Source organism: Domibacillus antri (assembly GCF_001936625.1).
In the GTDB taxonomy this organism is placed as follows: Bacteria; Bacillota; Bacilli; order Bacillales; family Domibacillaceae; genus Domibacillus; species Domibacillus antri.
The window spans coordinates 243171-268745 of record NZ_MSDU01000003.1 but is presented as its reverse complement, the minus strand read 5'-3'; the positions used below and the strand labels follow the sequence as shown (position 1 = coordinate 268745).

The 25575-nt window shown below is 45.7% G+C and carries 19 protein-coding genes and 1 pseudogene; 12 read left to right on the top strand and 8 right to left on the bottom strand.

Translation table 11 applies throughout. The features are described 5' to 3' along the window. Positions 1–28: 28 nt before the first annotated feature. The gene (locus BTO30_RS01520) at positions 29–1408 is read right to left on the bottom strand and encodes a hypothetical protein (protein ID WP_075396937.1); all 1380 of its coding nucleotides are present in this window, start codon (positions 1406–1408) and stop codon (positions 29–31) included. 278 nt (positions 1409–1686) lie between these two features. Between BTO30_RS01520 and BTO30_RS01515 the strand changes: the two genes are divergently transcribed. Then, positions 1687–3018 (top strand): CAP domain-containing protein, encoded by a 1332-nt coding sequence (locus BTO30_RS01515; protein ID WP_075396936.1) that lies wholly within the window; start codon positions 1687–1689, stop codon positions 3016–3018. Positions 3019–3045: 27 nt separating this feature from the next. Beyond that, on the top strand, positions 3046–3690 hold the full coding sequence (locus BTO30_RS01510; RefSeq protein WP_075396935.1) for an S-layer homology domain-containing protein: 645 nt from the start codon (positions 3046–3048) through the stop codon (positions 3688–3690). 86 nt (positions 3691–3776) lie between these two features. On the opposite strand, the pseudogene hepT reads toward BTO30_RS01510, so the two are convergent. Beyond that, positions 3777–4067: pseudogene (gene hepT, locus BTO30_RS17900) on the bottom strand (type VII toxin-antitoxin system HepT family RNase toxin); the annotation flags it as partial. 95 nt (positions 4068–4162) lie between these two features. On the opposite strand from hepT, the gene BTO30_RS01495 reads away from it, so the two are divergent. The 3 genes from BTO30_RS01495 (at position 4163) to BTO30_RS01480 (ending at position 10090) form a co-directional block, all read left to right on the top strand. Continuing rightward, positions 4163–5209, top strand: a complete 1047-nt coding sequence (locus BTO30_RS01495) for an LLM class flavin-dependent oxidoreductase (RefSeq protein WP_075396932.1) — start codon at positions 4163–4165, stop codon at positions 5207–5209. A gap of 353 nt (positions 5210–5562) precedes the next feature. Continuing rightward, positions 5563–9321, top strand: a complete 3759-nt coding sequence (locus BTO30_RS01485) for a DEAD/DEAH box helicase (protein ID WP_075396930.1) — start codon at positions 5563–5565, stop codon at positions 9319–9321. Then, a complete protein-coding gene (locus tag BTO30_RS01480; protein ID WP_075396929.1) occupies positions 9314–10090 on the top strand; it encodes a hypothetical protein in 777 nt (258 codons plus the stop codon). The genes BTO30_RS01485 and BTO30_RS01480 overlap by 8 nt, the downstream gene beginning before the upstream one ends. A 114-nt stretch (positions 10091–10204) precedes the next feature. On the opposite strand, the gene BTO30_RS01475 is transcribed toward BTO30_RS01480, so the two are convergent. Both BTO30_RS01475 and BTO30_RS01470 read right to left on the bottom strand, forming a co-directional pair. Continuing rightward, complete coding sequence (locus tag BTO30_RS01475; RefSeq protein WP_075396928.1) at positions 10205–12784, bottom strand: S8 family serine peptidase; 2580 nt, start codon at positions 12782–12784, stop codon at positions 10205–10207. 149 nt (positions 12785–12933) lie between these two features. Further along, positions 12934–13566, bottom strand: coding sequence for a DUF975 family protein (locus BTO30_RS01470; RefSeq protein ID WP_075396927.1), 633 nt, complete (start codon positions 13564–13566; stop codon positions 12934–12936). A 257-nt stretch (positions 13567–13823) separates the two neighbouring features. Between BTO30_RS01470 and BTO30_RS01465 the strand changes: the two genes are divergently transcribed. Both BTO30_RS01465 and BTO30_RS01460 read left to right on the top strand, forming a co-directional pair. Then, entirely contained in the window at positions 13824–14264 is a 441-nt protein-coding gene (locus tag BTO30_RS01465) for a YaiI/YqxD family protein (protein ID WP_075396926.1), read from the top strand. Between the two features lie 261 nt (positions 14265–14525). Further along, a complete protein-coding gene (locus tag BTO30_RS01460; RefSeq protein WP_075396925.1) occupies positions 14526–15446 on the top strand; it encodes an LCP family glycopolymer transferase in 921 nt (306 codons plus the stop codon). A gap of 167 nt (positions 15447–15613) precedes the next feature. Here the strand turns inward: BTO30_RS01460 and BTO30_RS01455 are convergent, their stop codons facing one another. Further along, positions 15614–16588 carry an S-layer homology domain-containing protein gene (locus tag BTO30_RS01455; protein ID WP_083632237.1) on the bottom strand — a complete coding sequence of 325 codons (975 nt, stop codon included), beginning with the start codon at positions 16586–16588 and terminating at the stop codon, positions 15614–15616. Between the two features lie 42 nt (positions 16589–16630). Between BTO30_RS01455 and BTO30_RS01450 the strand changes: the two genes are divergently transcribed. From BTO30_RS01450 to BTO30_RS01430, 5 genes are all read left to right on the top strand, one after another. Next, positions 16631–16981 carry a hypothetical protein gene (locus BTO30_RS01450; protein WP_075396924.1) on the top strand — a complete coding sequence of 117 codons (351 nt, stop codon included), beginning with the start codon at positions 16631–16633 and terminating at the stop codon, positions 16979–16981. A 30-nt stretch (positions 16982–17011) separates the two neighbouring features. Beyond that, on the top strand, positions 17012–18688 hold the full coding sequence (locus BTO30_RS01445; protein WP_075396923.1) for a DUF4855 domain-containing protein: 1677 nt from the start codon (positions 17012–17014) through the stop codon (positions 18686–18688). A 142-nt stretch (positions 18689–18830) separates the two neighbouring features. After that, positions 18831–20603: a DUF4855 domain-containing protein gene (locus BTO30_RS01440; protein WP_075396922.1), complete on the top strand. Its 1773-nt coding sequence runs from the start codon at positions 18831–18833 to the stop codon at positions 20601–20603. Between the two features lie 123 nt (positions 20604–20726). Next, positions 20727–22184, top strand: coding sequence for an O-antigen ligase family protein (locus BTO30_RS01435; protein ID WP_075396921.1), 1458 nt, complete (start codon positions 20727–20729; stop codon positions 22182–22184). 85 nt (positions 22185–22269) lie between these two features. Next, the gene (locus BTO30_RS01430; protein WP_075396920.1) at positions 22270–22599 is read left to right on the top strand and encodes a CHY zinc finger protein; all 330 of its coding nucleotides are present in this window, start codon (positions 22270–22272) and stop codon (positions 22597–22599) included. Between the two features lie 40 nt (positions 22600–22639). On the opposite strand, the gene tatC is transcribed toward BTO30_RS01430, so the two are convergent. The 3 genes from tatC to BTO30_RS01415 form a co-directional block, all read right to left on the bottom strand. Beyond that, positions 22640–23344 (bottom strand): twin-arginine translocase subunit TatC, encoded by a 705-nt coding sequence (tatC, locus tag BTO30_RS01425; RefSeq protein ID WP_425429438.1) that lies wholly within the window; start codon positions 23342–23344, stop codon positions 22640–22642. Between the two features lie 274 nt (positions 23345–23618). Further along, entirely contained in the window at positions 23619–23819 is a 201-nt protein-coding gene (locus tag BTO30_RS01420; protein ID WP_075396919.1) for a twin-arginine translocase TatA/TatE family subunit, read from the bottom strand. Between the two features lie 12 nt (positions 23820–23831). Further along, positions 23832–25475 carry a PhoX family protein gene (locus BTO30_RS01415; RefSeq protein WP_075396918.1) on the bottom strand — a complete coding sequence of 548 codons (1644 nt, stop codon included), beginning with the start codon at positions 25473–25475 and terminating at the stop codon, positions 23832–23834. Positions 25476–25575: the final 100 nt, after the last annotated feature.

Below are 25575 nucleotides of genomic sequence, written 5' to 3'. Positions count from 1 at the left end.
CGCGACGGCCGCGTCCTTTTTTGAATTATTATTTTTTCCGATGCAGGCTGATGGCCCGTGCCTCGGAGTTACTCATTGTGTCGCTCAAATGCACTTCCGCATAGTGGCCGGCAGGGAAGCTGTAGTGCAGTGTCAAATTACCGTGAGAAAACTCAGGATCGATAATACGCTCATCCGGTTCACCCCAAGACTCGATGAAGTCATCGCCTGTCAGCGGTGTGGAGAACGGCAGTTTACGGATAATGGTGTAGATAATATCACCCTCTTCTTCAAGAAACGGAACCGCATAAATAAACTTCTCATATTCTAAGTGTTTAGCGCCGGCATCGCTGTATTCGTGAATGAATGTTTCTCCTTCAAGAAGGGATTCAATTTCTGTATTGGGTGTAGATAATTGCACGCTGGAACCCGGCATTTTTTCTTCCTTCAGCTCGTTAAAAAATGCTGTTGAGGCAAAGAAAGAGGCATCTCCGATCGTATACATGATCATGTCATCATACGGGTATTCTCCCAATTCAATCGTATCACCAATATCGCTTTCCGAAACAATATAGGTATCGGGCTGATCGGGATCTGCTTTCATGCCTGTTCGAATTTGAAAATCGACAAGGTTGAGCGGTTTATCCGGCACGAAGCTGATGATATCACCCGGCTTGACGTCCAGCACGGAACCGTTTTCAGGGGTTGCAAAAAGAGGACCGTTGTTATGTTTATTATAAGTGATCACCCGATCTGCTTTTGTATCCGTCTCCTTTACCGTTTCCGTATGAGTGACGCTGTTTTTGCCGTATGTAAATGTTTCAATGACATGGTCATCTTCAATCAAAATCTTGTTTCCATCTGTCGAGACTTTTCCATTTTGCGTGACGGAGCTGTTGATACGCTCGATCACAAGACCATTATCTTTTGAAGAAAGAATGATGGCACCTGTTCCGCCAAACGCTGCTGGATCTTCATAGAGTTCGATGACGACACGTTCGCTGCCGTCTTTCAATTGTAAATTTCCGGCAAAGCGGGCCGGATGGGTGAGAAATTCATGTTCATTTATATCGATATGCCATGTTTTGTCGGATTCGTTATAGATCGCTGCTGCAACAGCGGCTGTGTTTCCTTCTAAATTCGCATTACCAGCATGATGGCAAAAGCCGATAATGGATGGACGGACATCATCTGCATGCAAATAGGCTGTTGTCATTTCAACAGCAAGACCGCCGCAAGACTGCGTCAACTGTGTGCCAAAATCCACTTCTTCCAGTAACTCTTCAAGCGTTTCGTCTGATCTTTCAGCTTTCATTTCTGCTGTTTCCGCAGCTGTTTCTTTCTTCTTTTCTTCGTTTTGAATGGCGTCTTCGTTTGAACTGCATCCGCTCAAAATGAGTAAACCAATGACTAGCAGTAATGTCTTCATTTTTATCCCCCAAATGACCTGTTATGTATGAATGTATTATAAGTTTAATAGAGTGATGGATTCAATAGCATTAACAAGCGAAAAGAACTAATAGGTTCTGTTATTAAATGCAAAGAGAAGAAGAGCGTTCATGAAAAACATCAAAATGATGCGGGTTTCTTTCTTGCTTATAGGTGACAAAAGTATACTAATTTACCCGAATTTACGAAGGTGGGAAGCAAGTATGCAAAAGAGAATGATATAATAATGGCATAATTAAACATAAAGGGAGAGTTCGAATGGGGAGAAGCTGTTTTTTTACACGGTTTTCATGGTTTATATTACTTTTTTTCTTCTTTTTTGCGCCCGCTGCCGTCCAAGGGGAGACGTATAGCGAAAAGTATGGTCGTTTTGCCGGGCAGCCAACTGATAAGCAGTGGACGGTAAAGTTCAATGAGGATCTTCTTGCCGATTCGGTTGCCGGAAACATTTATGTGACGACAGACAGTCAGGGGAGACACCGTTTAAACAACGAGATCGCTATTTATGATAAATCTGTCGTTGTGCTGCCGCCAGCGGGCGGGTATATCCCGGGGCAGACATATTATTTGTTCGTGGACAATGGTGTCCAAAATACAGAGATGGAGAATATCAAGACGAGGTTAAAAACACCGTTTACCATTCGTACCGAGGCTGACAGTGCGTATGAAGTGCGTGCGGCATCCATTCAGGAAAAATGGGCGGCGCTAAAACCGGCGTATTCGGGCAGCCCCTATAAAACAAAACCAGTTGTTACAGCGCCCTACAGCAGCGGGTCATTACATAATGCATACCTTGCCGATGCGGTTAACATGACGAATTTTATTCGCTATCTGGCTTATTTGCCGGATGATGTTGTGCTGAATGATGAATTTTCTCAAGATGCGCAGGCGGCTTCTGTTTTAATGGGAGCAAATAATGAATTATCACATTACCCGGCAAAGCCGTCCGACCTGGATCAGTCTTTTTATGAAAGGGGCTACCTTGGCGCCAGCACAAGCAATATTGGCGCGGGCTATGGAAGTGTGATTTCTTCCATTCGCGGCGGCTATATGTCCGATGCAGATGCAAGTAATATGGATCGTGTTGGACATAGACGGTGGATCCTATCACCGAAATTGAAAGAAGTCGGGTTTGGTATTGCCGAGAATGCTGACGGCTATCCGTATACGGCGATGAAAGTCATTGCGCCGAATATGTATGTCAATAATGAACCTGCATACGAGTATGTGGCATGGCCGTCTGAAACGGCGTTTCCATCCTCCTTCTTTCCGGGAGAAGATCCGTGGTCGATCAGTTTGAACGGAGACATTTATGATTCCAGCCGTCTCGATGAAGTGGCTGTGACGATGACGAGAAGCCGGGATCAAAAAACGTGGCGATTCAGTGATACGGACAGATCATCTGGCTATTTCAATATCGATACCGACAGCTATGGCTTTTTGCCATATACAATTATTTTCCGTCCGAATTCAATAGAAGAATATTTCCCGGGTGATGAATATATCATTACTGTTTCAGGTCTATATAAAAATAGTGGTGAAGAGGCAGAAATAACATACAAGACAAGGTTCTTTTCATTAATTGAATAGAAGATTAAAAGAAAAGGGGAGACGCATGTGAAAAAGCAAGGGAAGATTTATAAATTTATGGCGGCAGCGGTGCTGGGGAGTGTGCTATTCGTTTCCTCTTTAGGACAAAGCCAGGCGGTTTCGTTTTCGGATGTCTCTGCTCAGTATGAGGAAGCGGTTCAGTATGCAGTCGATCAAAACATTGCGTCGGGTCTTGGGAATGGAGCATTTGGTGTTGGGCAGCGCATTAAACGTGTCGATGCCGCCGTCATGCTGGCAAAAGCGCTGAATCTTGATATAGAGTCAGCTCCGGCAGTTCCTTTTGAGGATGTACCGGCCCGCGCGCAAAAAGCGGTAAGCGCACTGGCTGAGGCGGGAGTGGTATCAGGAAAATCGCCAACATTGTTTGGGTCAGATCAAACGCTGACGCGCGGCGAAATGGCGCTCATTCTTGTCCGTGCCTACAAGCTGCAGGGTACGGCTGATCATGAATTTATCGATGTGTCGTCCAATTATGACGCGGCGGTTCAGGCACTGGTGGCGAATAAAGTGACTCTCGGGAAATCACCGGCGTTATTTGGCACGGCAGCCCCGATTACGCGCGGAGAGTTTGCGATCTTCTTGTTCCGTGTGGACGGAAGTACCCAGGAAGCGCCGGTGGGAGATGGTTTTGAAGTGATTGATATTTATTAATGAAAAGGCGTTAAGTGGCTGATGGCGAATGGAAGGAAGGATTCTGCACCATATAGACTTTCTTCTCTTCACAAAAGCCATCAAAATTATCGCTTCTGCGGTCTATTGTCGCTCCTGATCATAGCGGAGTGCATGTGGTTCATATTCAGGAATGCCCGCACCCCCGGCCAGGAGTGCTTCGCTGCTTTTTTCACCTGCTTTGTAAAATCTCTAAAAACAGAAAGGTGCTTTACCACAATTTTCTGCAAAATAGCAGGATTCAATGTTTGATAATCGTGGACGGCAATATTCCGAAATCCGGCCATGGCTTTTAAGCTTTTGGATGTTTTTGCATCGATGATAGGGGCTGCCTCTAATTTGTTAATTATATCTGAAACTGAAGAGACAGCATTTGTTCGCGTTCAAAGTAATACCGACATTCAAGCCATTCGTGGTACCTTTAAAGCAGAAAAAACGGAAAGAAGGTTTTTGAATGGAAATTGGAATTAGCACGTTTGTGGAGACGACGCCGGATGTGGCGACGGGAGAAGTGATCAGCCATGCGGAGCGGATTCGCGAAGTGGTGGAAGAGATTGTGCTGGCGGATCAAGTGGGGCTTGATGTGTTTGGCGTGGGCGAGCATCACCGGGAGGATTTTGCGGCGTCCTCTCCTGCAGTTGTGCTGGCTGCGGCGGCACCGCAGACAAAGCGCATTCGGCTGACGAGCGCGGTAACGGTGCTGTCTTCTGCGGATCCGGTGCGGGTGTTTCAGGATTTTGCGACAGTAGATGCGCTCTCGAACGGACGGGCGGAAATTATGGCGGGGCGCGGTTCGTTTATTGAGTCGTTTCCATTGTTTGGCTATGATTTGAAAGACTACAACGAGTTGTTTGAGGAAAAACTGGACTTGCTGCTGAAAATACGGGAATCAGAGAAAGTGACGTGGAAAGGCGGACATCGCCCGGCCATCAATAACTTGGGTGTATATCCGCGTCCGGTGCAGAATCCGCTTCCGGTCTGGATCGGAAGCGGCGGCAATCAGGAATCTGTTATTCGTGCGGGGCTTCTCGGCCTGCCGCTTGTGCTGGCGATTATCGGCGGCAGCCCTGTGCAGTTTGCGCCGCTTGTGGAATTGTACAAAAAGGCGGCGGTTCATGGAGGTCATGACCCATCGAAACTGCCGGTTGCTTCTCATTCACACGGATTTATTGCGGACAATACGAAAAAGGCGGCTGACTTGTTTTTCCCATCTACGCAGGCGGTCATGAATAAGCTGGGGAAAGAGCGCGGCTGGGGACCGTACAGCCGGTCGAGTTTTGATGCAGCCCGCAGCTTTGAAGGTGCATTGTATGTTGGAGATCCGCAAACAGTAGCAGACAAAATGATTCATTTGCGCAAAAATGTTGGTGTCACACGGTTTATGCTGCACGTTCCGGTTGGCACAATGCCGCATGATTTAGTCATGAAAGCAATAGAGCTTCTCGGCAAAGAAGTGGCGCCGATTGTGCGGGAAGAAGTCGCGAAATGGGAAGCAGGATAATGGTCAGTCTCCCGGCCCAGTGATAAGTCACGAAGATAAAGGGCTGCATGTCCCACAAGTATGGAGGGAAGGCCGAATTTATGGGGATTCGGCCCAAGTTACAAGGAAACCGGCCCAAAGTGCAAAAAATCCGGCTATAAAAATGAAAAAGGGATGTCTCATTGAGTCTTTTGAGACGTCCCTTTTCTTTTTTTACCGTCATAAGGAAGGGGGCATTCTATTGTCATGGTCTCTTGAATTCAAGTGAAATACATACGAAAAGTTCGATATGCTATAATGCAAGACAGGGAAAAAATAAATAAAACCGTCCTTTTTCAGATAAACATTTAAGGCCCCAAAAAGCAGGTGAATATATGATCAAGACGAGCAGCCAGACATATCGCTGTCCGGCAGTATGGACGAATAGGGCGAAAGACAAATTGCGGGAGCTCAATCTAGAGGAGCGCTCGTTTTTTTCGTTGGAGGAGTCATTTAAGGTTTATATAGAGAAGTATCCACAGGAGGAAGATCGTCCGCTTTCGGCAGCTCTCTTTTTGGATAATAAAGAGAATAGCCGAATGGCCGAAAAGAGCGGCGGCCTCGTGATTGTAATGCATGTCGTCGTGGAGAAAGACCGGCTCGTTGTAACGAATGTAACGGCCAGAGCGGCACACACACCGGTTTGGACGAATTGGCGCCGGCCGTTATGGATCACGTTTGACGAAAGAATAAGGTCCGTGCCGGCCGGCTTGCTCAGCTTCATTCACGAGATGCCTGTTGCGCAGGAAAGCTCGGCGTATGTGAAAAAGCGCATTGCCAGCTGGGAAGGATATTTAAAAATCGAGGAGCGGCAGGCGGATATTCCGGACATGACGTCGCGCTATTCGGGGCTCACATTCAACAGCGATTTCAGCAGGGTGACGATTAAAGGCTGCCAGCTGAAGGAAAATGACTGGAAATCGCTGAAGGATTTGAGCGTTCGAATAAAAGGATTCAAGCAAGATATCGGCAAGGTGCTGAAAGTGAATGCGGCGGCCCGGACAATGGAAGTGGAGCTGCATGGGCATATGGCGGAACGGGCCCGGCAGCAGCAGTTTGATGTCAGCCAGAAAGAAGTCGTATTCAGCAATTTTGCGGCATTAAGCCAGGTGAAACGGCTGCGGCAAGGGTTTAAGCACCTTGAACAAGGCTTGGCGGCGAACCGCGATTTGGAGCGCATTTTATTTGAAGACAAGCCGCCGGTGCGGACACTGAAAAAGCTGGCCGCACCGGTACTTCATAATCGATTGAACGAGTTTCAAAAAGAGGCCGTGATGGGCGCGATGGCGGCGGAAGATTTATATGTGATTCAAGGACCGCCCGGCACCGGCAAGACGACAGTTATTTCGGAAATTTGCCTCCAAAATGCGCGGGCGGGGCTGCGGACATTGGTTGCGTCCCAGTCGAATTTAGCGGTCGACAATGCACTCGGCCGGCTGTTGGCGAACAAAGACATTCGCATTCTCCGAGTTGGACGGACGGAGAGCATTGAAGAAGAAGGCAAGAAGTTTATTGAAGAAAACATCGGGCAGTATTGGAAAGACCATACGCTCAAAGAAGTGTCTGCTCAATTTGAAGCGCGCAAAAAGAGGGAAGCGGAAATTGAATCAGAATGGGCCGCGAATGAACGGAAATACGAGCAGCTTCAGCCTGAGCTTAAACGAATCGAAGCTGCGGTTGAAGCGAAAAAGCATGCTGAAAAAATAGCTGCAGAAGGCCAGGCGTTTATCGGCCGGCAGAAAAAACACCTTAACGCAGCGAAGCAAGAACAGCAAGAGGCGCAAAAACAATTGCAGAATTTAGAAGAAGCACTTCTTTCTTTGAACGCTTCGATTGAAAAAGACGAGCAATTTCTTCGCACCCAGCCGGATAGCGCGGCGATTCAAACAGAATGGGAGGCCCTGCAAACAAGAATTCACAAGCTGCGCCATGTGATTGCCTGCGATGAACTTGAAGCCGAAATGAACGAGAAACGTCAGCAGGCCGATCAAGCGGCTTCTGAGTGTGAACAACAAGCCGTCATGAACAAACAGCTGGACGCTTTAATAAAAAAAGCGGCGTCGGTCAAACGAGTGGATGGCTTAAAATGGATCATACTGGAACATAATCTGGAACGAACGCCGCGCGCTCTGTATTTGATCGACAGGCTGGATGACATTCGCCAGAAAATGAATCAGCTGGCGAAATTAAAAGCATATAACGATCAGCTAAACCGCGCCATATCATACGTTGAGCAGCTGTTGGGACGGCTAGGCACGCCCCAGGGTTCTTCCTCTTATACGGCTGATGAGATTGACCGTTTTTTGGATGCGTTAAGGCAGGAATTAAAGCAGCATCCAAAAATGGACCCGAGACGGCTTGCGGTATATTTGGAAGGGCTGTATGACCGGAGACAATTTATATGGCGGAAGGCGAAACGGCTAAAATCGGCTGATGAATTGAAACGAACAGCTGTTGAACTCTTTCCACTTTTTCAGCAGGAAATGATAGAACTTATTCGGCAAAAACAGAAAGTGATCCAAACGTCGCACCAAAGGTTGCTGAAATCGCTTGAAAAACAGAAGGAAGAGCTTGCTCTGCTCCAAAACAGGCATAACAAGATGAGGGAGTCCTATGAGCCGATTCCAAATGCGAAAGCCACTCTTCAGCAACTGGAGGAACAGATGCTTTTTTTGCAGAAAAAGAAAGAAGCCTATGAACAAGTGAAGAAAAGAGCAGCAGTGAATCGGAAGAAACAAGCGAAACAGGCGGCTTCTTTGCCGGAAGTGAAAAAAACGATCACACAAATCGAAACACAGCTGGATCAGCTGCGGGATTTGATCCGCCGGAAGGAAGAGGAATTGGCGCCTTTACATGACATCCTCGCAGCACAACCGGAGCAAGAGCATGAAAACATGCTGAAACAGCTGGCGAGTCTTTCGTTTACACGAGAATCGCTTAAGCAGGAAAAGCAGAAGCTGCCCCTTTTTCAATCCATTCAACAGAAATGGCTGACCATGCTGGGTGAAGCGAGTGATCATGACTTGGATGAAATCCGCAAGCTGTATGTGAAGCATGCCAATGTGATCGGGACGACGTGTGTCGCTTCTGCACGGAAGGATTTTATTGACAGCTATCCTGTGTTTGATGTCGTCATTATTGATGAAGTATCGAAAGCGACGCCGCCGGAATTGCTTTTGCCGATGCTAAAAGGGAAGAAGATCATTTTAGTAGGCGACCATCACCAGCTGCCGCCTCTGCTTGGAAACGATACGCTCGAAGAAACGCTTCAGGAGCTGGCGGAAGGCAATGATGAGTTTGAAGGAAAAGCGGAATTGAAAAAGCTGTTGAAGGAATCGCTGTTTGAGCGGTTATTTAAAAATCTGCCGAAAAGCAACAAAACGATGCTCGCCATTCAATATCGGATGCATAAAGACATTATGGAAACCATCACGCCGTTTTATGAGCAGGAAAACGACCGGCTGCAGTGCGGACTGGTGGATTCTGATTCGGAGCGGGACCACATGCTTGAATCGCCGCTCGTGCAGCGGAACAATCATTTAATTTGGCTGGACATGCCGAACGAGCCGGCATTTTTTGAAGAAAGGATGAAAGGCGGAAAAAGTCTTTATAACTCGGCAGAACTGCGGGAAATTGGCGCTCTGTTGAAAGAACTGGACGAAGCGGCGGCAGAGGCGAAGCGGGCCGGAAGAATGAAAGAGGACGAATTCAAAAGCATTGGTGTGATCAGCTTTTACGGAGAGCAGGTAAAACGGCTCGACCGGCTCATTCAGCAGGAGCTGCGTTTGCGGCATGTAACGATTCGCACGGGCACCGTTGACCGGTTTCAAGGGATGGAAATGGACGTCATTCTGCTGAGTATGGTACGCAATCACCACAATAAGCAAGATGACATCGGCTTCGCCAAAGACTATCGCCGTCTCAATGTCGCCCTTTCACGAGCGAGAGAACTGCTTATATTGGTTGGCAGCACGAAAATGTTTACCGAACGGCCGAAACAAGCAGACACGAAAAAAATGTATAAGCACGTATTAGCAGCAGTTAACAGACAAAACGGCTTGCGAACGCTGGCGGAGGTGAAGCAATATGTATAGTCTGGACAAACGTCTGCGCGGGAAGCTGCTTGAGAATTCCGCTGTTCAGATAAAAGATTCAGCCATCTGGAGGCTGCCGGTCGCCACTTATGACGTGGCTTTCAAGCGGGCAAAGCGGGCGAAAATAGACATTCTCATGAAAATGATGCTCCTTTCATTTCAGGAAACTGTGATCCGGCGCGCCGCCAATTTGTCGGAAATGCTGCTAGTGGAGGAGCTGTTTATTGCAGACTTAATCGAAAAAATGCAGCGGATGGGCTTAATTTGTCTCGAAAAAGAAGGTTTCAAGCTGACGGAAAAAGGACATGAGCAGCTCGCAAAAGGCTTCGTGGAGGAAGAAATGGAAGAAGAGTCGACGGAGATGGTGTACAGTCCGGTTCACGATGCATTTTGGCCGGCGTTGGCGAAACTTCATGAAGCTGAAAAGGAAGAGGAAGAGGACATGCCGCTTTATCGGTATGCAAATGAGCGGTCCGCCACAACAGACCACATCCTACAGTCACTGGCTGAATGGGAGAACGCTATTGGGGAAGACGGTTTTCAAATCGTTATCGCACGCATCACTCATACGGAAGAACGGCCGGTCGAATACGTCCCCTGCCTGGAATTTCGCCTGTACAACCAAGAACAGGACACATTTTACGCGCGTGTCTGGAATGTCGCGCTTGAACGCTGGGATGAAGCGCTCGAACAGCAAATAGAAGAGCAGGAGCGGGTAGACTGGCGGGAAAAATATTTGGAATGTGAAAGCGAAGAAACGAGTCAATAGGATAGGTGTCAATTATTATTTGTAATAATTGGATTGTAAAGACAAACAGCAAACCGGCTATAGAAATGAAGAAGGGGATGTCTCAATGAATTTTTGAGACATCTCCTTCTTTTGTTAATTCGTTACGGTAAATGGCATACGGATATTTTTGTTATGTGTTTTGCCGTCTGTGCTTTTTAACTGATTGGTGACGAATAAGTAGTACGTACCGGGCGGCCATGATATACCTGGTGCGATATGGATAAGCTGGTTGTTTTCAGCGTTTACATATACTTGAGCTTCAGGAATCCGGTTTATACCGTCTTTGTCAGCTGCCACATATATATTGGTGCTGTTGACAGATTGCGGGTCGACCGGAAAGTTAAATTGCACAGTGAACACTTTGTCTGTTTTTACGTCTTTTGCTGAAAAGTCTGTCCACGTTGTTTTGCTTCCTGTGACGTTTACAGTGCTGGACGCGCGGAAGTTTCCTTCGTCTGTAATGACTGTAATAACGGCGGTTCCCTGCCCTTTGGCGGTGATAATGCCGTACTGGTCGACCGTTGCAACTGAGGGATTGCTGCTTTTCCACGTTACATTTTTATTTCGCGCATCCGCTGGCAAAACCGTTTCAAATAACGCGGCTGTCGGGTTGACCGTATCCGCTGTTACTTTCACAACGCATTGAATCGTTTTTCCATTTGCCGCTGCGGAAATAACCGCTTTTCCATAGCCGGTTCCCGTCACATTCCCATTTTGGTCGACAGCTGCGGCTGCGGGGTTACTGGACGACCACTGAATCGCCGTGATTGAATTGCCCGCCTGTAAAAGGCTGTCGCTCTGTCCTTTTTTCAAGAAAAGGGTGTCTGTCGTAAGAGAAATGACAGGCGCCGGCTGTTCGCTTGATTGGTCCGCTTCAAACATGGCGGAGATGCCGTACCATTCATCTGTGTAAAGTGACTGGTAGTCGGATGATTGGAAAACGGTGATATAATACGTTCCTGCATCAATGTGCCGGCTCATGAACCGGCTGGCGGTACCGTCCGAAAAGGGCTGATAATCAGCGTATGTCATAATGTCGCCATTTTCATCTAATAGGACAACTTCAAGGTCATCTTCATAGCCATATCCCGCGACATAGCCGCTCACCCATGCGGCGTCGATGGTAAACGTGCCGGGCTGATCGACGGTAAAGCGGTAGTAATCTGTGTCAAAATAATAGTCTGTAATACTGCCGGATAGATAGCTGTTGAGTGAAATATTATTGGCGGACGATGTATCGTCATTAGGTTCGCTTTCATATAAATCCAATTCATTTACAAGGCGTGTTTCGTCCATAATCGCTGTTTTGGTTTTGGTGGCTTCATTCATTTGCTGTTTTTTCGTCTCTGCTGTATTCGACGCAGAACTTGTCGGTGAGGAGAAGCTCATATTAACTGTACTTTTGTCGAGCTGAACGCCTGTAACCGATGCTGCACTGTCAGCTAAAAGAGTGGTGACAACCCGTCCTGCGTTGACTAATCCATGTCCGTATTGTATATCGTAGCCGGCTGTTCCTAAATCGTCGGCTGTGGTTTCGATCAGGTCTGATGCTTCATCCACAGTCAGTTCAGGCTTTAGCGCTTTTGCAATGGAGAGGATACCGGCTGCGATGGGCGCTGAAAAAGAGGTTCCGTTTACATATTCATAGCTTTGGTATGGAGCTGTTGTATAAACTTCTTCTCCAGGTGCGGTGACGTCAACGTATGAATTATAGTTTGAAAACGATGAGCGGTTTTTATATTGATCGACCGCACCGACGGAAATGACATTCTCATAGGAAGCGGGGTATAAAATCGGATTGCCTTCCAGTGCTTCATTGCCGGCGGAGGCCACAATGATAATGCCGGCATCAGCCGCCCGCTGAATCGCCGCATTTTCGAGGCTGGAGGACGAGTCACTGCCGAGACTTATATTAATGACATCGACATTCATGCTGATGGCATAATCTATGGCTTCAATCACATCGGAGACATAGGATTCCCCTTCATAATTTGCTACGCGCAGAGGCAGGATTTTTACGTCAAACTCCCCGGTTACTCCCGCAATACCTGCGGCGTTATTCGCTTCCGCCGCCATAACACCCGATACTTTTGTTCCGTGGCCGTTCGGATCGCTCATCACCGCGGTGCCGCTATAAAAGTCATAGCCGCCGCGCGCGATTTTGTTTTTTAAATCAACGTGGCTCGTGTCCAGTCCGGAGTCAATAACGGCTGTGACGATTTGCTTCCGCTGCTGATCCGTGTGTGGCCATGCCGGTACCGCATTGACGGTATCAAGCCACCATTGGCTGGATATATATGGATCGTTCGTTAAGGCGGATACGTGGGAGATGCGATTTTTTTCTACTATTTGAACGCTGTTGTCTTTCTTCAATTCTTTTATGAGGGCATCGACATTTTTTTTGTCTTTAACCGTAATGACTTCTGTGAGAGGGGCAATGGGTTCAATCGCTGAAATGCTTGCCGAGTACAATTTCTTTTTTGCCGCATATTCGCTCTTTTTACTGCTTTCTTTATATTGAATCAAAATTTGCTTTTCTTTTTCCTGTGCAAGTTTGTCTTCACGCTCTCTTGTTTTTGCATCATTCGCTGCACCTTCAGCGGAAATGAGATTTAGAGAGCCAAGAACAAGAAATACAGCCAAAACACATTTTACTAGTTTCAATACAGACATTTGCATTCCCCCATGAAAAAAGTCATGAATCGTTTCTATGAGTATACATCAAGTAGAGGGGGTAATCATCATAGAAGTAAAAAGAAAAAGAACGGCTTTTATGATGTTAAAAAAACAGTCCGCTGCAGCTGGACTGTTTATTTGATAATTTATATGGTTTGTTTTTCTTCATAGTCTGCCCGAATCGTATTGTAGAAATGAGCAAACGCAACGCTTATATATGGAACAACCCATAATAGTGCGATCCCGACTGTAACAAGTCCAAGCAGCAGCCAGCCGATAAAGGACAGTCCCAGGACGAATGCTTCCCCTTTATGTCCATCCATCATTTTACGTGATTCCGTAATGGCCTGCAGCGGCGATAACTCGGGGCGGTCGCGTAAAATGTAAAACGTCATCATATAAGAAAAAGATTTAATAATGCCGGGAACAATCAGAAGCAGGGACCATAAGAAAATAAATAATCCTTGTAAAAGAGAAACAACAATCGATTTGATAAAAATCTTCTGATACGGCTCGATTAAATGATTGAATCCGATCCGTTTTCCGCGTGATAAGTCAACCCATGCCCAAATAAGACCAATCGTCATCGGGAGCAGCAAGAGCGAAATGAGCAGGCTGATGACATCTCTGACCGTAAAGTCGTCCGGATTTGTGTTGAAGTTGATCAAATAGTCTGGAAGCGAAAAAACGAGGGTGGAGACAACGAATAACGTAATGGCGGTGAGCCAGCTGCCTTTCAGTGATGCACGGGCTTTTTCCCGCAATTGACTGTAATTCAATATGAACAACTCCTTTCCTTACTTTTATACGCCGGAATGCGGAAAAAGTTCCTTGTTATTTTGTAATTGCTTGACGGGGGATGCCGATGTTGTACAAAATATGGATAAGTGAATATCTAATCCCAGATGGAGTTGTATTGAAATGCACAGCGAGGAAGAAGAAAAGGATCGGACGGCCAATTAGGAAGGAGATATCCTATTGAACGGCCGGCTCTGTTGAATAAACGAAAAATAAATGAATGATACGGGTGCAGAGAATGACGAAATTATTAATAGATGCGGATGGATGTCCGGTGGTTAATATTGCGTGTGATATTGCAAATACATACGGGCTGCCGGTTCTGTTAATTTGCGATACGTCTCATGAAATGACGCGTCCCGGCGCGGAAACGATTATCGTATCGAAAGGAATGGATGCGGTCGATTTTGTACTGGTAAACCGCGTGCAAAAAGGAGATATTGTTGTGACGCAGGATTATGGACTGGCTGCCATGGTGCTGGCGAAACAAGGTTATGCGATTGATCAAAACGGCCGGCTATATACCCCTGAAAATATTGATCAGCTGCTGCTGAGCCGGCATACAGCCAAAAAAATCCGTCAGGCGGGAGGGCGATTGAAAGGCCCGAAGAAGCGGAGAAAAGAAGACGATCAGCAATTCGCTGAACGCTTAACACAATTGATGCTGAATCTTTCGTGAAAAAGCGGGAAAATAACGAGGTATGCAATTTAAAAAAGAATAGAGAAGCTGTCGTGAAGGCCATAATGAAAAAGGGGTTATCGTGACCATTCAATGTGACATCCATCGCCAGGACGGGCCGTTCTGAATCGCTTTTTCGTTAAAAGGATCTTCTTTATAAATCGATGACGCGGCCGGTGATAAAGGAGCGGCACTCTTGAGAGTCGTGCCGTTTCCCCATTTATGTTATTCTTTTAAAAACAGCTGAAGGAGCTTTAAAAGATGGGAAGACGGGAACAACGGAAGAAAAAGCGCGGCAAACGAAAAGTATTAATGGGCTGCTTTTTCATTTTTTTGCTTATTGGAGCCGGTATTGCATTTATGGTGTACCAGTCTGTCCAAAATGCGCTGGATGGGGAAGATTTTGATTCAGATAAGCGTTCAGATGATGTATCTCTGCAGGATAAAGAAGGCTTTACTGTTCTCCTGCTCGGAGTGGATGAACGTGAAGGAGATAGAGGACGTTCGGATACGATGCTGCTTATGTCGGTAAATGGAAAAGAGAATACGGCGAAAATGTTGAGTATTCCGCGCGATACACGTGTGACGATTGCCGGGAGGAACACAGAGGATAAAATCAATCATGCCTATGCGTTTGGCGGTGTGACCATGGCGGCTGAAACGGTGGAAAATTTCCTTGATGTGCCGGTCGACTATTATGTGGAAATGAACATGGAAGGACTCGAGGAAATGGTGGATGCTGTCGGAGGGGTGGAAGTGGACAACGCTTTTGCTTTTTCGTACGGCGGTGATGATTTCCCGCAAGGACGTATTACACTCAGCGGATCGGAAGCATTGAACTACACGCGCATGCGCAAAGAAGATCCAAACGGGGATTTCGGCAGACAGGCCCGGCAGAGACAGGTGATGGAAGGCATTCTTGATAAAGGAAGCAGCCCGGATATGATTTTTAAATTTAACGATGTCATGAAGGCAGTCGGTGAAAATGTGCAGACAAACTTATCGCTCGGGGACATGAGAGCCATTCAAAAAAATTACGCATCTGCACGCAACAATATTGAAACGGTAACGATTGACGGAAGTAATGAACGAATCAATGGTGTTTATTACTATTTAGTCAGTGACGAAGAACGGAATCGGGTATCCAGGGAGTTTAAAAGCCATCTCGGGCTGGAATCATAAGTTGCGGATGGCCGGATTCTGTGCTATTTTAATCGAATTCAACGATGCAGGGCCGGAAAATCAGAAAATCCGGCCCTGCATTCAAGATTCCGGCCTAAGCTCAAACAATCCGGCCATGGAAATAAGAAGGGGTGTCTCGATAAACTTTCGAGATAGCCCCTTTGCTGTTATTGAGCAGTACCTGTTGTTGCAGGCATGTTTTGAAGCGATTTTTGTAAACTGGCGTCAGCAGCGGCAGCTGTTGTGAAATTGAATGGAATTTCAATGACATTTTCAAAGTCGTCAATGAAAAGCGTGCCTTCTTTTCCTGTTAAATCATATGTCGTATGCTCAACCGTGACGGTTTTACGGTCTTGTGACAAACGGTAAGCTGTCGGATCAAAAATGGTTTCTGTACCGTCTTTCAGTTGAACGGAGAACTGAAGAAATTCAACGGTTTCTTTCGCGTTCCATTCTTCTGGTACGGCTTCCGTCAGCGTAATGTCGATCGATGTTGGAGAAGTGAGGTTGTAACTTCCGATTACTGGAAAATAATACAGCTCATCTGCGAATAAAATAGTCCGATAGAGCAGATTTGAAAAGTCACCGCGTGTAATATCAAGCTGCGTACCATACGTATCTTTCGATTTACCACTTGTAATTTCCGCTCCATATAAGGCGTTAATGTATGGTTTAAATACACCGGAGGCATCTTTAAATGGTGTATCCACTGCGTAATCCTGCAGCTCGAATCCGAGCGTAAGCAGCTTCGCCATGGCACCGCGGCTTAATGTGTCATTTGGCTTGAATTCGGTTGATGTCACTCCGGAAATAATACCTGCTTCAGCGAGCGCATTAACGGAACCTTTTATGCGGCTGTTTACGTCTGTAAACCCGGCATCGGGCGCGCTTTCGGTATCAAGAAAAAGCGTGTTGGCCAAAATGACGGCCGCATCGCCCCGTGTCAATGGCTTGTATGTGCCAAACTCCGTAGATGATACTCCTTTAATAATCTCAAATTCATATAAAAAACTAACGGCTTCATCATAGTTTGCACTTACATCTTTAAATGAATGGACAGTTTCAGCCTGCGCTTGAGGCACAGCACTGACAGCGGCAATCGAAACGGCAGTAGCGGAAGAGAAAAGTGTGAATTTGTTCATTGTCTGAACTCCTTATCGTGACTGTTTGAACGGGAACATAAAGTGAAGCTGTTTGCGGCGCAGATGATCCTGTTGTCGCTCAGTTTATTGTACCGTCCGCATTTTCTGTATGTATTTATTCTGCTCTTTTTAGTATGGCTGCTATTCTGGCGAAAAAAAGAGCTGCCGTTTAAAACGGCCGGCTTCTTTTTGATTCCGGTTGTGTTTTTATTTGTGAATGGTCTATATAATCAGTCCTTGCATGGGCAGTTTGTTACGCTTGAAAATTACAGCGGCCAAAATTTATACATCGCAAACAACCCTGAAACCAACATTAGAAATGGAGAGCGTGATGCTCTCTTCTTTTTTTTGACAAAATTGTCTTTTGTTTTCGGATATGCACTGATAAAATAGTCCTATTAAACTAGTTTGGAGGATCATCCGGTGAAGAAAGCCGTCTTTTTATTGTTAAGTGTTTTATTATTTAGTACAACCCTGCCTAATCAAGCCGGAGGTGCTCAGTTTAAAGACATTCCGCGGGATCACTGGGCACACGATGAAATTCGATTTTTAACAGACAAACAAGTCATTAAAGGGTATGCAGGGGGCACTTTTCAGCCGCTCAAAACATTAACGCGCAAAGATGCGGCGATTATGGTCGTCCGGGCGCTGAAGTGGCCGATGCCTTCCAATCCTTCAGTAAAGCCATCGGATATGAAAGCGACAATGGGCGGATATAAGGAAATAATGGCGGCGGTGAATAAAGGATTGTTCACCCTTTCAGGGAATAAATTTAATCCGAATGGACCGCTCAGCCGAAAAGAAATGGCGAAAGTGATTGCTGTCGCTTACAACTACAAAGGCAAAGGCGCGTCTTCTTTTAAAGATGTATCGAAGAGCAATCCCTTTTACAAATTTGTCGATGCCATAGCCGAAAATGATGTGACATCCGGCTACAAAGATGGAACATTTAAGCCGGACGTAACTGTTAACCGGGCGCAATTTTCAACATTTTTAGCGCGTATATACGGAAAGCCGCTTCAATATGTTGTGAAGCAGAATGGGCAGACGATCGCCTCGTACCAGAACGAAACGGATGCCATTAATAAGACGGTCCGGACAGCGGGATCGACGGTTCATCCAGTCAGCAATTCTCTTATTACATACGCACAGCGACCGCAGCCGATGACCAAAACAGGCATTAAAAACGGTGTGCTAATTTATAATGGGGCAGAAAATCCCTCTTTATTTGACAATGAATTTTTCAAGCCGTATTTAGCTTATAAACAAAATGAGCGTTATACCGGCACGATGTTTGATTCCTTTATTATTTTAGGACGGAATTACAGCGTCACCGGCGAATTTGCGGAAACGTCCCGCAATAAAGCGAATTACAAAGAATTTAAATGGTATGCAGACCGCACCTTTGCAGCTGATGGCGCAATGGCTGCTTTGAATAAGGATGCAAAGGAGCTTGGAAAGAAACCGACTGTGTATATCGCCATTCCCTATCCTAAACAGGGAGAATCGATTGTGCTTCCAAATGGGAAAAGTGTGAAAAATACATTGCCGGAGCGTCAAAAGCTTGTCAATTGGTACCGCCAGCAAGTTGAAAGCAAATGGAAAGCGGCAGGCTATACGAATTTATCATTTAAAGGTTACTACTGGCTGAATGAGACAGTCATTTCACTTGAAGATGAGCAGCTTGTTGAACAGACGGCGGCAGCTATACATAAATCCGGCAAAACGTTTATTTATTCCCCCCATGCATCCTCAACCAATTTTGAAAGCTGGAAAACGTACGGATTTGACGGTGCCTATTTACAGCCAAATGCGTTTCGTCTCGATTTAAATGATACAGATGCGCGTCTTCACCGGGCCTTTTTGCGGGCGCAAGTCTACGGAAGCGGGCTTAATATTGAAATCGACTCCTACTCGCCGCACCAAATTGCCAGCGGTTCTGGTAATTTCATGGATTATTTAGAGATGGCGAACAGATACCGGCTCCCTGGTCAAAGCTTAATTATGTATCAGGGAACAGATATGGTAAACCGGATGGCGACATACAACGATTCAACGTACAACCGTTTATATAGAGAGTTGTACAATACACTTCACTAATAGTAACATCCCGTCTTTTTAGGCGGGACTTTTCGACAAAAGCAGATTGTTCAAATATTGTAAAAAAATAATAAAAAATTTCCTTTGTAATCTGAAACGCTATGTTAAACTTAATTTAATAAGAATGTAACAGGAGGAAATAATGAAGATTAAAAAGGTGTTGTTTGGTTTGGCTGCATGCAGTTTAATTGGGGCGTCCATTCAGCCGTCATCTGCGGATGCGGCGAATTATTCAGACGTTTCCTATAAATATTGGGCATATGAAGATATTAAATTTTTATCCTCACATAAAGTCATCAGCGGTTATTCGGATGGGAAGTTTAAACCGGGTGAAACGATTAAGCGAAAAGACGCGGCGGTTATGCTGATGCGTGTGATCGAACCGGTCGAACAGGTGATTGAAGATATTGAAACCACAAAATCGACAAAAGAAACGAATCCGGAAACAAAACCAGTTCCGGGCATCCCTGAAAAACCGGTTGATCCGGATGGCATCAGTGATATGACGGAATCTTCTCCAGGTTTTAAAGCGGTTAAGCCTGTCGTGGATGCAGGACTTCTTTCTTTAACGGAAGAGGGTGCTTTTATGCCGGATGCGCCGCTGACTCGAAATGAAATGGCGAAAGCGCTCTCCGCGGCTTTTGCTTTTAAAGGAACAGAATCGACGTCATTTACCGATATACCGGCGAATGATCCCTATTATAAAGCCGTGGATGCTATTGCCTACCGTAATATTACAACCGGCTATAAAGATGGGACATTCAGACCGCTTGAGAATGTGACGCGGGCTCAGTTCAGTGCGTTTTTATCCCGCGTGTTCCAGCAGCCGCTCAGTTATGAAGTGAGAAGCAGCGGAAATGTCATGGAAACAGTCTCGACTATTGAAGAAGCGTTTGAGCGGGCAGCACAGTACACAAATGGGACGATTCATCCGACAAGCAATAAATATAAGCAATTTTCACAAGAAATTGCGAGTGCAGACAAAACCGGTATTAAAAGCGGTGTGCTCATGTACAACGGAATGGAACGAAAAACAGCCTTCACACCAGCGTTTTTTCACCACTATTTAAGTTATGCATCGCCTGACGGCAGAGAGATGGATATGTTTGATACGTTTATCGTGCTGGGCCGTACATATGATGGAGGGGAACTGGTCGAATCGCCGAAAAATGATGCGAACTATGCGGACTGGCAGGCATATATGGACCGGACCTTTTCTGAAACGGGTGTTTTGCAAAATTTAAATGAAGCGGCGAAACAAAAAAATCAGCACGTGAATGTATATATTTCAATTCCTTATCCGAAATGGAACGGGGCGTTCGTAACCATGGACGGACGGGAAGTCGCCAACGATGTGTATGCGCGATACGACATTGTCAACTGGTACATGTCGCAGGTCGAAAAAAAGTGGAAAGAATTTGGATTCACAAATATCACATTTAAAGGATATTACTGGATGAATGAAACCGTCCGCGTGCAGGATGACGGACTTCTTCTTTCAACAATTTCACACAAAATTCATCAGAAGGACAAATTCCTTATTTATGCACCGCATGCGACATCGACAAACTTCCAACATTGGAAATCATATGGATTTGATGCCGCTTTCCTTCAGCCGAATGCGTTCCGTACGTCGGTTTCGAATAAAGAAGAACGTCTTCATAAAGCGTTTGTTAATGCTCAAATGTATGGCACGGGCATTACCATCGAAATTGATTCATATGGCATAACGCAGGCGGCGGAGGGGGCCGAAACGTTTACGATGTATATGGACTTTGCAAAGCGCTACGGCCTCGATGAAAAAGCCATGATTTTTTATCAGGGAACGAATATGGTTGAACGGATGGTCACATACGATAGTCCTATTTTTAAAAAATGGCATGAAGAGCTGACATCGACATTTTTTAGTAAATAAGAGCGAAAAAACTGCATTCATGCAGTTTTTTCACTTTTATGGTTGGATGCGCGCATTTTATTTTTCTGATACAATATTGTGAGCGTGTTTTTAAAGATGAAAGTGAAAGGATATAATAATAGAATGAATAATCGATTTTCATACAGCATGGCAGGCGCCGCGGCTGTCCTATTTCTCGCCGCTGCGTTGATTTCTGTTCCGGCTTTGGCTCTTGCTGTGTCTGTTATTACAGCGGTAATGGCATACTTGAAACCGAAAGAGGGACTCTTGTTTCTGCTTATTTATTTCCCGATGCGTTCCTTTTTAACAGAAATGGCGCCGGGATTAAAATTGGCGGGTGATTTAATCATCATTGCCATCACATTGCGTGTATTATGGGACACGCGGCGGGACATCCGTTCATGGTTCCGGTTCCACGCCTTTGAATATGGCTTCTTCGCATTTCTCGCGATCGGTGTCGTTTCCGCCCTTTTAACAGGTGTTGAGATCAATGCTATTATTTTTCAGCTTCGTGCCTTTGTCATTACGTACCTCGTATTTTATGCGGCGAAACGCCTTTCATTGACGAAAGAGGATGTCATCAGCTTCTTATGGGTAACGACGGCGACTGCCATGCTTCTTGTCGTACAGGGGCTTGTCGAAAAGTTATCCGTCCGGACAATGATGATGCCGGAAGCTTGGGTGAACCGTGCGCTGTCACCAAATAACCGCGTCCGCATATATGGATGGATTAATAATCCGAACGTTTTTGCGGTATATTTGACCATTGCGTTTATGTGCGTCATGTATTTGCGTTCACTTGTAACGGCCAGATGGGTGAAAATTTTGTTATTTATTAGCGCGGTTTTGATGATGGGTGTTTGGACATTAACGTATTCGCGCGGGACGTGGATCGGTTTTGCCATCGGCTTTGTCGTTTACATTTTGTTAACGCGCAACTGGCGTGCCGTTGCAATGACGATTGCGGCTATCGCCATCGGTGTTGTGCTTGTCAATATGCCAGTTGCGTCCGCTGCGCGCTACATTGAAGCTAACATTTTAAATGATGTTCCGCGTCCTGCGCCTTCAGAAGGAGGAGATGGACCGGAAATTACGGTGGAAGGTCAGCGTCTAAAAGAGACATTTGAACTGAGCACAGTAGAGCTGAGCAAACAGACCGGCCGTTTGTTTATTGTAAACAAAGGATTTGAAATCTTTACAGACAATCCGATTATCGGCACCGGCTTTGCCACGTACGGCGACTCGGCGACAAAAAGCTATTTATCGCCTATTTACGAAAAATATGATATTTATTTTAATATTTATTCAGACAATCAGTACATTCAAGTCATTGTCCAAACAGGTACGCTTGGCGTCATTGCCTTTGCGGTGTTCCTGCTTGGCATGCTCGCGATTTTATGGAAGCGCCGTGATGATCATCCGATGGCCATTCCGGTTTTATCAATGCTCATCGGTATCTTTGTTTGCGGACTTCTGTATAATATATGGGAAGACAAAACGTTTACAACGTACTTTTTCCTGGCGATGGCGATCATCGTCACCTATAAAGATCAATTAAGCGGCACTTTTTTCCGCCGGTAAAGAAGCGGCCCTGACAGATTTGTCGGGGCGGCTTTTTTTCTGCCGTGTGCTGTATATAAGACAAGTGTGAGGAGAGAGGAAGAGAATGAACGTAAAAGGACATGATGTGCGGGGCAGTGTGATTGATTCAGAAACGCGCTGTTCACACTACCATAAAGAAATTGACCGGATCGCCATTAAATTTTACTGCTGCCAAACGTATTACCCATGTCATAGCTGCCATGAGGAAGACGGTTGCGGGAATACAAAAGTGTGGCCGAAAGAGAAGTTTGATGAAAAAGCGGTACTGTGCGGCGGCTGCGGTCATGAGCTGACGGTTCAGGAGTATTTGGACTGCCGTTCGGAGTGCCCAAGCTGTGGGACATCCTTTAACCCTGGATGCAGCCTGCATAAGCATTTTTATTTTGAAACATAAAATTTGATTATGCATGAAAAATGGCTGTACGCCGCGATCCTCAGCTCGCGGCGGCAGCCATTTTTCGTTTATATACCATTTTTGACAGCGATACACTCACTTCATACAGTAAAATCAGCGGAATGATGACGAGGACATCGGATAAAAAGTCAGGCGGCGTGATTAAAATCGAGACGACAATCAGTGCAAAATAGGCGAATTTACGCATTTTTTGCAAGTTGTAAGGATTCAGGATACCAAGGCTTGTTAAAAACATCATCACAACAGGCATTTCAAAAAGGACACCAAATGGCAATGTTAGATGAAGCAAAAATTTGAAATACTTTTCGGTCGTGAAAAAAGTCGCGAACATGTTACCGGACAGCGACATTAAAAACGACAGCACAATCGGAAATAATACGAAGTAGCCGAATGATAAACCGGCGAGAAATAACAAAAACAGCGCCGGGATATACGTGAGCGTTACTTTTCGTTCAACCGGCGAGAGAGCGGGTTTGATGAACAGCCAGAGCTGGTGCGCGGCGACTGGAATCGAGGCGGCACCGGCGACGACAGCGGCGATGATGACATATACCATCAAAATGTCACCCGGCCCGAGAAGCGCCAATTTGAACGGCAAATCTTTGACGATGTAATGGTAAATATCCTGCACGAATGTGAAGGAGACAATGAAAAAGGCGAGAAACGCGGTGACGGTAATGATCAGCCGTTTACGCATTTCTTCAAAATGTTCGAGTGCTTTCATATTTTGATCTTCCACTTGTATTTCCTCCCTAAAGGCTGCGGATGGCGGATGGACGGCCGGATTCTGCACCATTGAGGCCGATTTATCGATGTTACAGCCGGATTCTATATCATGAAGGCCGGATTCACCGAAAATCCGGCCAAAAGAGCAAGAAAACCGGCCCGAGATCAAAAAATCCGGCCATCGAAATGAAGAAGGAGATGTCTCGATGAACTTTTGAGACATCTCCGCCTTCTTTTGTTTACGTACAACTTGTCTCTAAAAGCCTTCCTTTTTAAGCAAGTGTTTTTTCTTTTTTCTTCGGTTTTTCCACTTCTTCCTCGTCATCTGATACAAGATCGCGCGTTGATTTTTTAAATTCCTTCAGCGTTGAACCGAAAGCGCGGCCGATTTCCGGCAGTTTTGACGGGCCAAAAATGATTAATGCGATGACGAGAATTAAAATTAATCCCGGTACTCCAATATTTTGCAGCATGTAAAATCCTCCTTAATATTTAAAGCCTGTAATCGCAACGACAGATGGACGCGGCTGGTTATCGCCTTTTCGGTGCGGCCACATGCTTGTCGGATTGTTGATATCTTCTGTTTCTTCACCCGGATGCTGTACAGCGAGGAACAATGTTGTTTCATCATCAGTGAAGCATGGACCCGTCAGTTCCGCTTCGACCGGTGCGGATGCGAATTGGTACGCTTCACCCATTGCATGGCCGCTTGTAGGAATGACGAATACACCGTTGTTTTTAAATGTTTCAAAAATGCCTTTGCCGACGGAGCTTGACGAAATATCCGTTACTGTCCAAAGGTTGCCGTCGCTGTCGAACGTTAAGTTATCCGGCGCGCTGAATCCGCTTTGACGGCCGCCGCATGCGAAAATTTCGAAATCAAATGTGAGGGAACCGAGATCATCGTCGTCTTCAAGAAAACGCGTAATATGTCCGTGCATGTTGCCGTGTTTTGCATTGTTTGTATGGGCGATAAAAACAGATTTATCAAATGGGCTGATTTCCACATCTTCAGGACGGTCTGTCGGTGTTGCACCAAGTAAAACAGCTGCTTCGTGAGCATGAACAAGCACATCAGCCTGCGTCTGGAATTTGGCGAGCAAATTTTTGTTGTCTTTCGCTGCAGCACGAACGGCTTCAATCGTCAGTGCAACCCATGTTCCTTTTGACATGTTCGCCGCATACAATGTTCCTTCTTCGAGCAAATCAGAATTTGCCTGTTTGCGGGACTTGAGATATTTGTTTTTACTGATGAATTTATAGACACATGCATCTGCTTTGTCATCGCCCATGTAAACCGCAATGCGACCGTCATTCGTTAAGCCCATGGCTGAGTTTTCATGATGGAATCGTCCGAGTGCGGTATGCTTGCGCGGGGCAAAATTTTTGTCAAATGGATCAACTTCCACAATCCAGCCGTAATGTGTCTCATTTAATGAAGCAGCCGCTGACGTTGACTCATAGTTTTCTTCTGCAGATAATACTGTATTCCACAGCGTTTTCCCGCCGGAACAGTTTGCGAATGTCCCTTGCACAATATCGACATTGCCCACAGCTTTTGAACCGCGTGCAGGGCCTGTCAGCCGGAACGGTGTCAAGCCTGTGATGCGGCGGGCATACCGCGATTTCATATCCATCTTCCAGACACCCTCGTCATCCTGGTAGATTTCAATAATCGAACCGCCTTGATTATAAAGAAGCTTTTGAATTTGTGAAGCTGAATATTTACCATTTGTTTTCGGGCCTGTTACCCAAAGATCGCTCGTATATTCATGGTTAACCCATAAAAGACCGCGCTGATTAGAGTTGTTGATTGGGAAAAACATGGTGAAATCATTATTGTAGCCAAATGTATCACCGGCGTTGTTGATGACATCACCATAAGAAGCGACAACATCATATTTATAGCCCCGAGGTAAAACAAGGTCATCTTTTGCAGATGGGCTGATCGGTTTAAAATTTAATCCAGATACTTTTTTCTTGATGCCGAATAAGTGTGAAGCGGCTTTCGTACCTTGTGCCTGCGTCTTTGGAGCGAATGTGCCGAGACCGGCCGAAGCAACTGTCAACGCGGTAACACCCGTACCGACATACGTTAAAAATTTTCTTCTGTTTAAATCTTGAGACATAACTGGACCCACCTTTTTTGTGTTTTTAACTCACAATTGCTATGGTAGAAAACGATTGTAAAGTCACGATGAGATAATTGTGTGATTAATGTAAAAAAAG